Origin of the sequence: Sodalis sp. RH16 (assembly GCF_047324245.1) — a bacterium.
GTDB lineage: Bacteria > Pseudomonadota > Gammaproteobacteria > Enterobacterales > Enterobacteriaceae > Acerihabitans > Acerihabitans ligni.
In genome coordinates, this window is record NZ_CP178737.1 from 4,710,118 (window position 1) to 4,724,992 (window position 14,875).

General features: G+C 51.6%; 9 protein-coding genes. 8 read left to right on the forward strand and 1 reads right to left on the reverse strand.

The features are described from left to right. Nucleotides 1-9: 9 nt before the first annotated feature. The 8 genes from pheT to ACL2XJ_RS21530 all read left to right on the forward strand — a co-directional run bounded on the left by pheT (nt 10) and on the right by ACL2XJ_RS21530 (nt 8,864). Nucleotides 10-2,397, forward strand: coding sequence for a phenylalanine--tRNA ligase subunit beta (gene pheT, locus ACL2XJ_RS21495; protein ID WP_413724437.1), 2,388 nt, complete (start codon nt 10-12; stop codon nt 2,395-2,397). 4 nt (nt 2,398-2,401) lie between these two features. Continuing rightward, nucleotides 2,402-2,698, forward strand: coding sequence for an integration host factor subunit alpha (gene ihfA / locus ACL2XJ_RS21500; RefSeq protein WP_011411244.1), 297 nt, complete (start codon nt 2,402-2,404; stop codon nt 2,696-2,698). Between the two features lie 245 nt (nt 2,699-2,943). Continuing rightward, entirely contained in the window at nt 2,944-4,194 is a 1,251-nt protein-coding gene (locus tag ACL2XJ_RS21505) for a DUF2502 domain-containing protein (RefSeq protein WP_413724438.1), read from the forward strand. 170 nt (nt 4,195-4,364) lie between these two features. After that, nucleotides 4,365-5,366, forward strand: coding sequence for a vitamin B12 ABC transporter permease BtuC (btuC, locus tag ACL2XJ_RS21510; RefSeq protein ID WP_413724439.1), 1,002 nt, complete (start codon nt 4,365-4,367; stop codon nt 5,364-5,366). A 60-nt stretch (nt 5,367-5,426) separates the two neighbouring features. After that, nucleotides 5,427-5,978 (forward strand): glutathione peroxidase, encoded by a 552-nt coding sequence (locus ACL2XJ_RS21515; protein WP_132921620.1) that lies wholly within the window; start codon nt 5,427-5,429, stop codon nt 5,976-5,978. A 54-nt stretch (nt 5,979-6,032) separates the two neighbouring features. Continuing rightward, nucleotides 6,033-6,827, forward strand: a complete 795-nt coding sequence (gene btuD, locus ACL2XJ_RS21520; RefSeq protein ID WP_413724440.1) for a vitamin B12 ABC transporter ATP-binding protein BtuD — start codon at nt 6,033-6,035, stop codon at nt 6,825-6,827. 49 nt (nt 6,828-6,876) lie between these two features. Then, nucleotides 6,877-7,347, forward strand: a complete 471-nt coding sequence (locus ACL2XJ_RS21525) for an NlpC/P60 family protein (RefSeq protein WP_132921618.1) — start codon at nt 6,877-6,879, stop codon at nt 7,345-7,347. A gap of 65 nt (nt 7,348-7,412) precedes the next feature. Then, a complete protein-coding gene (locus ACL2XJ_RS21530; protein ID WP_413724441.1) occupies nt 7,413-8,864 on the forward strand; it encodes a protein adenylyltransferase SelO in 1,452 nt (483 codons plus the stop codon). 19 nt (nt 8,865-8,883) lie between these two features. On the opposite strand, the gene ACL2XJ_RS21535 is transcribed toward ACL2XJ_RS21530, so the two are convergent. Next, nucleotides 8,884-14,802 carry a hypothetical protein gene (locus ACL2XJ_RS21535; RefSeq protein WP_413724442.1) on the reverse strand — a complete coding sequence of 1,973 codons (5,919 nt, stop codon included), beginning with the start codon at nt 14,800-14,802 and terminating at the stop codon, nt 8,884-8,886. Nucleotides 14,803-14,875 lie beyond the last annotated feature (73 nt).

A 14,875-nucleotide genomic window follows, 5' to 3' on the forward strand; every position in this document is an offset into this window, starting at 1 on the left:
GATGAACACATGAAATTCAGTGAACTTTGGCTGCGTGAATGGGTGAATCCCGCTATCAGCAGTGACGCGCTGGCGGAACAAATCACTATGGCCGGACTGGAAGTGGACGGCGTGGAGAAGGTGTCCGGCGAATTTTCCGGCGTGGTGGTGGGACGGGTCATTGCCTGTCAGCAGCACCCCAACGCCGACAAGCTGCGGGTCACTAAGGTGGACGTGGGTGGTGATGCGCCGCTGGATATTGTGTGCGGCGCGCCCAATTGCCGCGAAGGCCTTACGGTGGCGGTGGCCACCATCGGCGCCGTGCTGCCGGGGGATTTCAAAATAAAGGCCGCCAAGCTGCGCGGCGAACCTTCCGAAGGCATGCTATGTTCGTTCCGTGAACTGGGCATGTCGGAGGATCACAGCGGAATCATCGAACTGCCCGCTGACGCCGCGGTAGGGACCGACATTCGCGATTATCTCAAGCTTGACGATACTATCATCGATATCAGCGTCACGCCGAACCGGGCCGACTGTCTGGGCCTGCTGGGTATTGCCCGTGATGTGGCTGCGGTGAATCGCCTGACGCTGAATCAGCCGGCAATCGACCCCGTGGCGCCGGTGGCGGCGGACGTCATCGACATCCGTGTGGAAGCGCCGCAGGCCTGTCCCCGCTATCTGGGACGGGTTGTAAAGGATATCGACGTCACGGCGCCGACTCCGCTGTGGATGAAGGAAAAATTACGCCGCTGCGGTCTGCGTTCGGTGGATGCGGTGGTGGACGTCACCAACTATGTCCTGCTGGAACTGGGCCAGCCGATGCACGCCTTTGACCGGCAGAGCATTGAAGGCGGGATTGTGGTACGCCTGGCCCGTGAAGGTGAATCCCTGACGCTGCTTGACGGTACCGAAGCGGCCTTGAATCCGGATACGCTGGTGATAGCCGATCGCCAAAAAGTTCTGGCGATGGGCGGCATTTTCGGCGGTAAATATTCCGGCATCAATAGCGCCACCCGGGATGTGGTGCTGGAATGCGCATTTTTTAATCCGTTGTCCATCACCGGGCGTGCCCGTCGCTACGGTTTGCATACCGATGCCTCGCACCGTTATGAACGCGGCGTCGATCCGGCCTTGCAATACCGCGCCATGGAGCGCGCCACCGGTTTGCTGCTGGCTATCTGCGGCGGCCAGCCCGGGCCGGTGATTGATGTTACCGATTCCGGCGCTTTACCTCAATGCGCCGCCATTACCCTGCGGCGTGAAAAACTGGATCGCCTGATAGGCCATGGCGTGCCGGATGAGGATGTGACGGATATACTTACCCGCCTTGGCTGCGAGGTTAGGGTCGGCAAGGGGCAGTGGCAGGCGGTTGCCCCCAGTTGGCGTTTCGATATGAGCATCGAAGAGGACCTGGTGGAAGAAGTGGCCAGGCTGTTCGGCTATAACACTATTCCCAATGTCCCGATTCGCGCGAATCTGCAAATGACCCGTCATCGTGAAGCGGCGCTGCCTTTAAACCGGGTGAAAACCATGCTGGTGGATCTGGGTTACCAGGAAGCCATAACCTACAGTTTTGTCGATCCGGCGATTCAAAGTCTGCTCCATCCCGGCCAGACGGCGCTGACGCTGCCCAGCCCCATTTCAACGGAAATGTCCGCCATGCGTTTATCGCTGTGGAGCGGATTATTGGGTGCGGTAATTTACAATCAGAACCGTCAGCAAAATCGTATACGTTTATTCGAAAGCGGTTTGCGCTTTGTTCCTGATAATGAAGCGGACCTTGGCATTAGGCAGGATCTTATGCTGGCGGGAGTCATTACCGGCTCACGTTATGATGAACATTGGGATCTGGCGCGTCAGCCGGTGGACTTCTATGATTTAAAGGGCGATCTTGAATCAATACTTGAACTTACCGGTAAACTTGCCGATATTGAATTTCGCAGCGAACAGAATCCGGCTTTACACCCAGGACAGAGTGCGGCATTGTATCTGGCAGGGGAACACATTGGATTTATTGGCGTTATCCACCCAGAATTGGAATCTAAGCTGGATTTAAATGGCCGAACCGTTGTCTTTGAACTACTCTGGGATAAGGTTGCCACGCGTAAAGTGCCTGAAGCCAGTGACATTTCCCGCTTCCCGGCGAACCGTCGCGATATCGCAATAGTCGTCGCGGAAAACGTCCCAGCAGCAGAAATTATGGCAGAGTGTAAGAAAGTTGGCGCAAATCAGGTAGTTGGCGTAAACTTGTTTGATGTGTACCGGGGGAAGGGCGTAGCGGAAGGATTTAAGAGTCTGGCTATCAGCCTGATATTACAGGATACCGCTCGTACACTGGAAGAAGAGGCTATTGCCGCCACCGTTGCCAGATGTGTGGCGGCACTAAAACAGCGATTCCAAGCATCCTTGAGGGATTGAACCTATGGCGCTTACTAAAGCTGAAATGTCAGAATACCTGTTTGAAAAGCTTGGGCTGAGCAAACGGGATGCCAAAGAGATAGTGGAACTATTTTTTGAGGAAGTCCGGCGTGCGCTGGAAAATGGCGAGCAGGTGAAATTATCGGGATTTGGTAATTTTGACTTGCGCGACAAAAATCAACGTCCGGGCCGTAACCCCAAGACTGGCGAAGACATTCCCATCACCGCCCGCCGGGTAGTGACTTTTCGTCCGGGACAGAAGTTAAAAAGCCGCGTTGAGAATGCTTCACCTAAAGAGTGACGTATTTCCGCTAAAGGCCGCGTAATGCGGCCTTTTTTTTTAATAAGACCACGCCGGGTTTTTTTCCCGCGGATTAACTTTTTGGCCCCTAGGGCTTTCTGTCGTCATAAATGTAAAGATTCCATTAAGTTTCCCCTCGGAAACCGTAAACCATCTTTATCTGATAGTGGCGCATTTTGCCGGCTGATATAACGACAGCACGAGATGGCTGCCAAACAGGTCATATGATGAAAAAGAACAGTGTGTTGCTTGCTATAGCTCTGGTTTTGCCCTGGGGCGTGATGGCGGACGATTTCTCCGCCGGTGCGCCGGGTGTGGTAGTCCAAATCGGGGCCCAGGATCAGCAAGGGTATTTCTGGGACGGTGATACCTGGCGCTCTCCGCAGTGGTGGTACGACCATCAGGATAGTCATATTGGCGAGCGCAACGATCGCGGCTGGTATTGGGATGGTTTCCAGTGGCGCACCGAGCAGTGGTGGGATGACCACCAGGACAATGATTTTGGTGAACGGAACCTTAGCGGCTGGTATTGGGACGGTTATGAGTGGCGTTCACCGCAATGGTGGGAAAGCCATCAGGAAAATTATTATGGCGAGCGTAACGAATTCGGCTGGTACTGGGACGGCTGGCAATGGTTACCCTATCTGCCGCAGGGATTCAGGGATAATCGGGGCCGATACTGGGATCACGGCAATTGGTCGCCGAGACGTCCCAGTGATTATGATCGCCATTTTCAACAACCCGGCCGCGGCGAAGGCCATCCCGGTTACCAGCATCCCGGACGGCCACAGCATAACGGCGGCCGGCCGTTCCAGGGCGGGGGCCAACAGCACAACGGCGGGCAGCCGTTCCAGGGCGGGGGCCAACAGCATAACGGTGGGCAGCCGTTCCAAGGAGGGGGCCAGCAGCACAACGGCGGGCAGCCGTTCCAGGGCGGGGGCCAGCAGCACAACGGCGGGCAGCCGTTCCAGGGCGGGGGCCAACAGCACAACGGCGGGCAGCCTTCCCAGGGCGGGGGCCAGCAGCACAACGGCGGGCAGTCTTCCCAGGGCGGCGGGCAGCAGCATAGCGGCGGCGGCCAGGTATTCCAAACCGGCGGCCAGCGGCAGGAGCCTAATGGCGGTCAGCGGGAGCATAACGGCGGCCAGGTATTCCAAACCGGCGGCCAGCGGCAGGAGCCTAATGGCGGTCAGCGGGAGCATAACGGTGGTCAGGTATTCCAAACCGGCGGCCAGCGGCAGGAGCCTAATGGCGGCCAGCGGGAGCATAACGGCGGCCAGGTATTCCAAACCGGCGGCCAGCGGCAAGAGCCTAATGGCGGCCAGCGGGAGCACAATGGCGGCCAACAGCAGCACAGCGGTGGGCAGCCGCTCCAGGGCGGCGGGCAGCGCGAACATAACGGCGGCCAGCAGCGCCAAGGCGGCCAACAGGAGCATAACGGCGGCCAGCAGCGTCAAGGCGGCCAACGTGAAATCATCAAGCCCCCGCATAACTGACATCTCATAAACCTGCCATCCATGCGGTGCCGCCGGCACGTCTTCCGGGCACCGCATTTCTTGTCCGGCTGTAATGCCGGCAAACCGCCAAGCGGTGTTACCGCGCTACCCCTTTACTCTCAATACCGGTAGGATAAGAGCAGTTTACCGGTCCGGGCGGAACAAGGAATATGTCTGTAAACAGTCCGATTTTCAGCGCATTGAAACAGCGGCAACAGCGTCGGGATGCTATCCGTGTCCGCTGGCTGTTCCTGGTCCTGGCGATAGCCGTTGTGATAAGCCTTTGTGCGGGCGATGTCTGGTTTTGGCCGACACAGTGGTTTAGCGATGCCGCGGAGGTATTTATCTGGCAACTCAGATTGCCGCGCACGCTGGCGGTTATCGCCGTCGGCGCCTCACTGGCGCTGGCCGGGGCGGCAATGCAGAATATTTTCGAAAATCCTCTGGCCGAACCCGGGCTGCTCGGCGTGGCGAACGGGGCCGGCGTCGCCTTGACGCTGGCGGTATTTTTAGGCCGGGGGCTGGTGCCGGTATGGGGGCTGGGAGCGTGCGCCGTAGGCGGCGCGCTGGCCATTACCGCGCTGTTGTTATGGTTTGCGCGCCATAACGCTTCGAATGCCCGGCTGCTGCTGATTGGCGTGGCCTTGGGCATTTTATGCAGCGCGGTAATGACCTGGGCGGTCTATTTCAGCTCCAGTCTCGATCTGCGCCAACTGCTCTATTGGATGATGGGAGGATTCGGCGGCGTGGACTGGCGTGACAAATGGCTGGTGCTGACCTTGCTACCGTTCATTCTTTGGGTTTTATGCCAGGGAAGGGTCATGAACCTGTTGGCGCTGGGGGAACAGCAGGCTATGCAGTTGGGGTTGTCGGTCTTCCTCTGGCGCAATCTGTTTGTCCTCGCCTTCGGCTGCATGGTGGGAATAAGCGTGGCGCTGGCGGGCGCGATCGGCTTTATCGGATTGATTATTCCCCATATATTGCGCATGGCGGGCTTGACCGATCACCGGTGGCTGCTTCCGGGCTGCGCCCTGGCCGGCGCCGGGGTGCTGCTCTTGGCGGATGTCGTCGCCCGGGTAGCCCTTTACTCTGCTGAATTGCCTATCGGCGTGGTTACCGCCACCCTGGGTTCGCCAATATTTATCTGGCTATTAATCAGGATAAGAGGCTAAGCTAGATCTATCAATTCAAGTTAACCTGCTGATTTCCAGCAACACCTGGAGGGCACACCGATGAGTGATAAACTGTATTCTCTGCCGCTTAAGACCATTACCGGGGAAACCACCACCCTGGAGAATTTTAAAGGTTCGGTACTGCTGATAGTGAATGTTGCCTCGAAATGCGGACTGACGGATCAATACGAGGCGTTGGAAAGCCTTTATAAGGAAAAGCACCAGCATGGTTTTGAGGTGCTGGGCTTTCCCTCAAATGAATTCGCCGGTCAGGAACCGGGCAGCGATGATGAAATACTGGCGTTTTGCCGCGGGACATTCGGCGTTGAATTTCCGATGTTCAGTAAAATCGAGGTCAACGGCGAGCATCGTCATCCCTTGTACCAAGCCTTGATCGCCGCGCAGCCTAAAGCCGTTACGCCACAAGGCAGCGGATTCTTTGAACGGCTTGCCGGCAAGGGGCGCACCCCTAAGCATCCGCAGGATATCCTGTGGAACTTTGAAAAATTTCTCGTCAGCCGCGACGGCCAGGTTCTGCAACGCTTTGCCCCGGACATGAAACCTGACGATCCGATTATCCTTGAGGCGATAAACGGGGCGCTGGCAAAATAAAATGCCGGTTTTTCCTGGGCGCTCGCACGCGCCGCGACCGGGCGGCAGCCGCCGGTGACGACATCCCTGGTCCTCGACCTGCGGCAGGTTGCGGTGCGGCAAAGACTGCGGCCGCTATCGCTGCAGGTCCCTGCCGGCAGCCTGATTCATCTTATCGGTCCTAACGGCGCAGGCAAAAGCACGCTGCTGTCCGCCATCGGCGGTCTGACAAGCTGCGAAGGGGAAATCCGTCTGCTGGACCGGCCGCTGCGGCAGTGGAGCAGCGCAGCGCTGGCACTGCATCGGGGCTATCTTTGCCAGCAAGCCTTGCCCTACGCCCTGATGCCGGTATTCCAATACCTGACATTACATCAGCCTCGCAACGCCGCCGAGCGGGACATCGATGGCGCGGTCGGGTATCTTGCCGAAGCGCTCTCTCTGGCGGATAAGCTCAATCGCCCCCTAAACCGGCTCTCCGGCGGCGAATGGCAGCGGGTGCGCCTGGCGGCGGTACTGCTGCAGGTGTGGCCGGCGATTAATCCGCGCGCCTCGCTGCTGCTGCTGGATGAACCAGCGGCGAGTCTGGATATTGCCCAGCGAGTGGCTCTGGACTCCCTGCTATCGGAGCTCACCGCCGCCGGCCTGGGCATCTTGGTCTGCGCCCACGATCTTAACCATAGCCTGCGCCATGCCGGGGAAATCTGGCTGCTGTCCGCCGGGGAGCTGGCAGCGCGGGGCCATCCCCGGGATGTGATGCAGCCGGCGATACTGTCACCGGTATTCGGCGTGAAATTCGAACTGTTGCCCGCCGGCGGTACGCCCTGGCTGGTGGCATCCGGCCTGGCGCCGCAAGCCGCGACAGCGGTATGATACCTTGACCTGTCCAGCGGTTGGACAGCGTTATGCTGATGGGCAAAAAATGAGACGGATATCTTTTTGTTGGCTGTTCCTGTTTAGCTTAATTCTTACCGGCTGCAGTCATCACGCGCCGCCGCCGGATCCCCGGCTGGCAAATTCCAGGGTGGTGAGAGCGCAGCTTAACGATCAGTTACGGCATTGGTACGGCGTTCCTTATCGATATGGCGGGTTGGATCAAAACGGCGTGGATTGCTCGGGGTTCGTGTATCGCACTTTCCGCGATCGGTTCGGTATTGTGCTGCCGCGTTCCACCCAAGACCAGACCAAGGTCGGTACCCGCATATCCCGCGACGATCTGTTGCCGGGGGATTTAGTGTTTTTCAAAACCGGCAGCGGCGGTAACGGCTTGCATGTCGGTATCTTCGATACCGGTGATAAATTTATCCATGCCTCCACCAGTCGCGGGGTGATCCGTTCATCGCTGGATAATGTCTATTGGAGCAAAGCTTATTGGCAGGCCAGGCGAATCTGATACTGACGCCTTATACAGTCAGCCCGGATGCCGCCTGACGAGCTACAATAAAAACAGGAGGCGCCATGGCCAATACCCCTATCTTCAATAACAGTTATCACCGGCAACTTCCCGGGTTCTATACCGAACTGATGCCGGCTCCCCTGCGCGGCGCGCGTCTGCTCTACCATAATAGCGAACTGGCGCGAGAGCTGGCGCTGGATGACGACCTTTTTGCCGAGCCTCATTCCGCCATCTGGAGCGGGGAGCGGTTGTTGCCGGGAATGCAGCCCTTGGCGCAGGTTTACAGCGGCCATCAATTCGGCGTCTGGGCCGGGCAACTGGGGGACGGGCGCGGGATCCTGCTTGGGGAGCAGCAATTGGCGGATGGCCGTTTGGTAGACTGGCATCTGAAAGGCGCCGGTAAAACGCCTTATTCGCGCATGGGGGACGGACGGGCGGTGTTGCGCTCAGTGGTGCGTGAATTCCTGGCATCCGAGGCGCTACATCATTTGGGCATCGGCACCACCAGGGCGCTAACCATCGTCACCAGCGACGAGCCGGTGTGGCGTGAAAAGCCGGAACCGGGGGCCATGCTGTTGCGGGTGGCGGATAGCCATGTGCGGTTCGGGCATTTTGAACACTTCTATTATCGTCGCGAGACGGAGAAGGTCAGGCAATTGGCGGACTATGTCATCGGCCGTCATTGGCCGCAGCTGGTGGGTCAGGCGGACGCCTATCGTTTATGGCTGACCGACGTGGTGAAACGCACGGCGCGTACCATAGCCCAATGGCAGGCGGTGGGGTTTGCCCATGGCGTAATGAATACCGACAATATGTCCATACTGGGCATCACCATTGATTATGGCCCCTATGGTTTTCTCGATGCCTTTCGTCCGGGCTATGTTTGCAACCATACCGATTATCAAGGGCGTTATGCTTTTGATAATCAGCCGGCGGTGGCATTGTGGAATCTGCATCGCCTGGGGCAGGCGCTGTCGGGACTGATGCCGATTAGCGACCTGGAACAGGCGCTGAACTGTTATGAACCGGCGTTGATGCATGCCTATGGCGACGAGATGCGGGCCAAGCTAGGCTTCGCTACGCGCGATAAACGGGATAACGATATACTCACCGGCCTGCTGAGCCTGATGGACCGTGAAGGCAGCGATTATACCCGGGTGTTTCGCCTGTTAAGCGACAGCGAGGCGGCGAATTCCCGCTCCCCGCTGCGCGATGAGATGAAGGATCTGGCGGGGTTTGATCGGTGGTTTGAGGTATATCGGCAGCGAGTTCGGGAAGAAGACCGGGACGACGAAAGGCGACGGCAGACCATGCGGGCCAAAAATCCCAACTTTATCCTGCGCAACTATCTGGCCCAGCAGGCTATTGACGGCGCCGAACAGAACGACACCGCTTTTTTACACCGGCTCCTCCAGGCATTGCGCCATCCCTATGATGACGATCCGGCTCTGGACGACCTGGCGGCGCTGCCGCCGGAGTGGGGCAGGCACCTGGAGATTTCCTGCTCCAGCTGATAAGCGCGAGCCTGAATTTTTATGGGGTAGGGATAGGTGTTAATGATTCTTCATGATATTCGGTGTCTAGATTGAACCAGTCAGATAAATATTTGAATTCCTCTATGGAAAGCAATATATCCAAAAAAGCCTGTTGGGCAAAAATGCTTTCTTGATCATCTTCAAGGTTGTAGTCAGCGACTATTTGCTCCAAAACCTGCAATGAGGTAGGGCTTAGCTGGATATCACCCACGGCATGGGGAAGGTCGGGATGTTTGTTATACAGCAGCTGAAATATATCAAAATAGATGAGGGGCGCTTGCCAGGCTTCGGATGCCGCGGCAAGAGGAAGCGAAGTATTAGAAGAATCACTTTCTGCTTTTTCGGATAGTTCGTCGCGTTTGTCGCGGCTAAGGGAGAATTTTTGGTTCATCCTCAGCACGAAATCGATCAAATCATGCAGCCGACGATGTATTTTCTGCGTTCGCTTATACTCTTTGGCATTGAAGTTCGGCATATTTTGGCGGCTAGGGCCCGGGCCGCTAGTTGGCCCCCAAAGACGCTCATCAGGAGTGAACCAGCGAAACCACTGGGGCCTTCTTTCTTCCATTCGCCCGCCGTCGGTGACTTTATAGGGATAAGCCTTGATTTTTATCCCTAGCTCATCGGCTAGGGTTTGCGCCGTGGAATAGCGGTAGCCAAAACCGCCATAACAGGAGTGAAGATCAATACTTTCCAATTGGTGCAATATAAACGGTGAATCTTCAAGAAATTGCAATCCCTTTATGATATCTGAAAATTCAATTGCATCCATATGATTAACGTTAAAAGGCGCTCCGTGCAGCTTTATTCGCAAGCGCGTTTTAACGTCATTAAGCAACTCAATATGGCAATCCTTTCCTAACAAGAGATTTTTACGCGGTATGGCTTGTTCCCGATAACCCTTTATTCTGCCATCGCTTAAATAGGTTGTGATTTTTTCATGGGGAATATCACTATATACAGCGGTAGACACACTTGACCCATGCGCCTCACCCACGATGACAAAAAAATTCTGCTCTTTGTGGCGTAATCTTAAAAAACCGCCGTGAAATGTACCCAATTGTTCGGCAATAACGATAGATGCTCTTTCCGGCAACGCGGGATCGAAGAAAGAGTTGCGCATGCCGATAAATCGCCCGTGTTTTATGCTTAGCAACAGATGCTCGAGACAGCCGGAAGTGTTATATATTCCCAGTAGTATCCCGTCATTGACTTTTAACAGGCTCTCTGTTGAAGACAGTCGCTCTTTATTGATGAAGAAGGCTTGGCTATGCAGATTTGATTTTTTAGCATCCATCACCATCCTGAGCAATTGTCTGGCACTCTCTTCATCGATTTTGTTACATTTCAATAAAACATCTAAAGGAAATTGTTCAGGGAATGAAAAATGTCGAGAATCCCTACGCAAAGCCCTTGCCGCGTATCGGATTTCATTCACCCCGTCATGCACAAGTGTATATGTTTTTTGCTTATGAGAGCGGTTGTTTGACAATAAAGAGGGCTTATACCAGGCGGGTTCCTTCAAGAGAAAGCCATTTTTAATGATAACGCTCGGAGAGGTGGCTTCACGATAGCTGAAATATTCAGCATCCTCCATAAAATCAAAGTCTTTATATTTTATTAACTCAAATGCCTGCTGGGAACGTTTATACATCATAAGCCACTCGTTTTCCGTGAACACATCCCTATTGTCCCGGGTCATGATGGCCTTACGTATCTCTTTAATGTCAATAATGAATTTATTTTTGCCTATGTCTATTCTCAGTGCGAAATAACCTTCCGGCGAAGCGTCAAATTGGTTACGCCAGGCGCTAACGGCACGAAAGCGCATGATTCCTTCTTGTCTTTCGTCAAGCGCCCTAGAGGCGGAAACGATAAAACTCTCATCGCGGCTATAGCCGTTGGTTTTAATGGCAGCAATGATCTCGTTGCGAAAGAAGAAGGTGCGGTTGAATCGCATCAAAAAATGTTCACGATGGGCCTTATTTAAAAGAAGATCATGCACAAATTTATTATTATATAGATAAAATCGCAGGATGCGTTTGTGGAAGTTGATTGTGCCTTTATCAATGGCGTCCGGCTCCGCCAAAACGCACATCGGCTCTGGTTTTATCAGGCCGAGTTCCGTTATCTTGCGACCTGAAGGGTGATATCTATCAAAAGAGGGGGCAAGGGGGGCCGGCAACTTGCTTATGCTGGTAATCCACTCCCCGGAGGGGCTTCTTGCTACCGGGACGGCAAAAGCTCTTTCATTGGGCATGTGGTGGTTGGCGATACGCCACACATCGCTGTCGCTTTCTCTAAAGACGGGAAAATAGTCGTGATCGTTAACGACATAGTAATTTGTCCTCTCGGATGTTTTATCGGCATAAATTCCTATTGCCTGGGTTTCAAGCGTATGGGTATCGACATTCACCTTCCAGCTTTGCCTGAGAAGTTTTTTTCGCAATCTTTCGGCTCGAATGGCAATGTTGGCAACCAAAATAGATTCCTGTACTTTGTGATGGAGTTTTTCGGTAATTGAGATAAACGAGGAGCTTGACGGTTGAAGCGGGCATAAGAAAGAAAAGAATTCTTTGGTGGCGATCTTGGACATATCCATTCCGGCTTGAGAAGATTGGGCTATTAACTCCCGGATAAAAAATTGTTTTAGCGCGGCCTGTTTGATGTCGTTTTTCAAGGCATTGTGCAAAGCATGCTTGAGCGTATTTTCAGAAATTTTTTTGAAATTGCCGCCTAGCTGGACTATAAGCAACATCAGGTCAAAGAGGTCAAACATAATGTCTTTGAAACGAATTGTATGATCTTTATCATACCAATTTCGGCAAAGGGCTTCAAAAAAGGGAATAGTGGAAGAGATGAAATCGACCCATGAATAATAACGCAATACTTCCTTGAGACGATCGGAAAGCGTTATCAGCGTGGCTTGGGTCAGGAAGTCGATATTTTTGATAAAAGGCGCATCAGGATGAAGCGCCTGCTGTCTGTCATCCAGACTAAAAAGATAAGGTTTGACGACCTTCATAATATCCTGCCCTTTAACTGCCACCAGGGTGTAAGGAGGTCGGGGCAGGGTGGCGGAGTCTTCCTCCGGCGATTTCAGCACTATGTCCAGCAGGGTCGTCAGTTGTGCGCTGTTAGCATCGATGGGGGGGAATAGATGCGCCATTACGGTTTCGTTGACGCTGTAAGCCGGTCTGCTTAAAACATCAATATTCTCATTACTCTGCAACCAGAAATCCTTTAATTCCAGTAAATGGGGATCATTTTCTAACCTTTTGATATCGCTAATGAAAACAAACCCGGCTAAGGTCGATAATAAAATAAGCTTTCCACTATACAATCTTGCAATGGTGAGAAAACCTGGATTTTTTTCAGGCATCGAGTAATGATTGAAGGGGGAGAGGCTATTGGATATATAGTTTCTTGAGAATACCATGAATGCAAAAATTTCCTTCGGCGGATAAATAGCATCGATATAATCTACCGTTGAGCTGGCGATCGCATTCATAGCCATATTTCGGGCTTCATGGAGAGAATACTGAAGTTTATAATCATAGAATTGATTATAATAATCTTCCAACGACTCTTTTTTATTGGATGCCTGAAGTTCAAAGACGCTTGTGAACTCATGATGAAGGCGGGATTTATATTTAACAAATAAACTTTGCTGCGCGCTGATGAATTTTTGTAAAACAAAAAAAACATTAAAGGAGCTGAGATGTTCATCATCATGGCGTGAAAAACGGGAAAAAAACCAAAAAACCGCGGCCCTAATCATTAAATCATAGTCTCCGGATTCCAGACGCCTCTCATACTCCTCAAGTAATCCATACGCGTTAATTTTTTTATCAGCAAAATCCGCATCTAGCTTCATGGCCTCGACCTTTGCTGCGGCAATGAACTGTTCTTCGGAATCAGCCTGTAAGATAATATCTTGATCAAAATAATAACGAATCATCTGAACAAATTCTTGTTGAGCATTGATACAAAATGTCATTAAGACAAATACGGTTTTATCATGGCGTATTAGTGTTCTGAAATCCTCGCGCCATAAAGTATGATGAGTGAATTTCTCTTTCTCATACGTATTATTCTCAATTAATTCTTTAACGATCTGCAACGTTTTTTGCCAAGGGAAAAGGTTTTTTTTATACCACGCTTGATTGGCGTCGTGCTGTTTCTCATTCAATCGGAATACTTCAACCAAATTCATAATGAGATCCAGATAGGGATGATTATCATCCTTGCGATAAATATAGTTGTGCAACTCAGTGGAAAATACTTGCTTCATGGTTGAAAAGTCAATTTCATGCTCATCTTCTGAAAATAAATACCAATGGTCCGTCATCTCTCCAGGTAAAAGAAAATTATGGCTATGAATACTGATTCCATTAACGCGTGTATATTCTAAAATATGATAAAATTTCAATTTTATTAGCGCGTCAATCAAAAATTCCCGATCCCCTGTCATCAAGGCGAAATAAATATCTAGAGTGTTAATATGGTTCATTTTATCGAAGGGTGATATTTCATCTAATACCAACTGTTTACTATATTCTTCATGAGATTCCTTTAATAAATACAAATTGCGCAAGATATTATGCAAATGCGCGTGTTCATTAAAACTGGCGTTGTGCAATTTCTCTATAATAGCAGTTTCGGCTAAGGCGAAATTTTTATTTTTGAGAGAAGATATCGTTTCCACAATGACATCTATATTAACATGTTCGTAGGCGTCAGCGATTTTTTTATTGATGTCTGGTATATGATCGGTTATTTCACTATATGAATTTAAATGGGAAGAAATTTTGATTTGAGGTTCAAGTTTGTCATATAATAGATCATTAAACTTTGTGATAATATTTTCTGTATAAGATTTAAGGATGATCATATTTAAAGAGTAAGACTTGTCTTTAAATAATAAGCCATTATAGATAATCTCCGCCGTTTTTCCGGCGATAAGCATGTCCAGCTTCAGCAAATACGATAGCTCATCCTGCGGAGTGTTTTCCAGGGACAATGTCGAGTCAAGCTGTGCCAGCAGCGCAGCGGCAATTTTATTCGCAGGGTTCAATTCAAGTTGATGTCCGCCGATGTCGAACATAATTCTACCACGACCCGGCAAGATCTCGGCGATATCCTTTGCCAGCGCCAGGGGGTTGGTTATGGCTGAAACATGAAGGTGAGGGTAGATGATGCCTGTTTCAGGCTCTGTGATATTTATTACCGCCAATTGGGCCTGGAATTCCGTTGCTGACCTATAAAGTATATTCTGAAGAGGCCGCATGCCCGCCGTCTCCGTCATCTGTCCTTCCGCGCCTGGAAACATCAGCGGATCGCGCAGGCCGGCAAACCATGCGAACAGACTATCCATCCAAGCCGGTTGATTGGGGGTTGAATATTTCCATTGATGACCTCCAATAAAATGGGCCAGTAAATTTCCCATTGAACCCAGGAAGGTTATATTAGGTCGTATCATGGCCTCAATATGATAAATTTCGCCATGGCTCACAATGAGCCTGTCATCTAACAATCCAGCATAAATGGCGTTGCCACTGGGTAGCTGCACTCGTACGGTGGAGATAATATAGGTTTCTTCAGCTATGTGTATGCGGGTGAATTTCGTATCTTTAGCCTGGAGTAAACAGTCAGGATTGTTCTTGAGTTCACTGACGCATTGGAATAGATAATCAGCTTGTTCTTTTTCCTCCGCTGTTTCATTTTCTGCGTTCCAATCAGTTGTTGCCTGAAAAAAAAGCTTCTCCCTCCCTGCAGGGAAGTGTTTACACACATTATCTGCACGTCTAAGCCCCAATAGGTAACTTCTTAATGAAGATTTAATCTCAATATTACCTGAATGTGTTGCTGTATGTAAATTTAAATTATTGGTGAAGGATATAGCTTCATTTAACATTGTTATGTCCCTATTAATCCGTTAACTGCCGAGGATGGCGATGTTGTCAACAAAAGAGAGCGATTATTGCTTA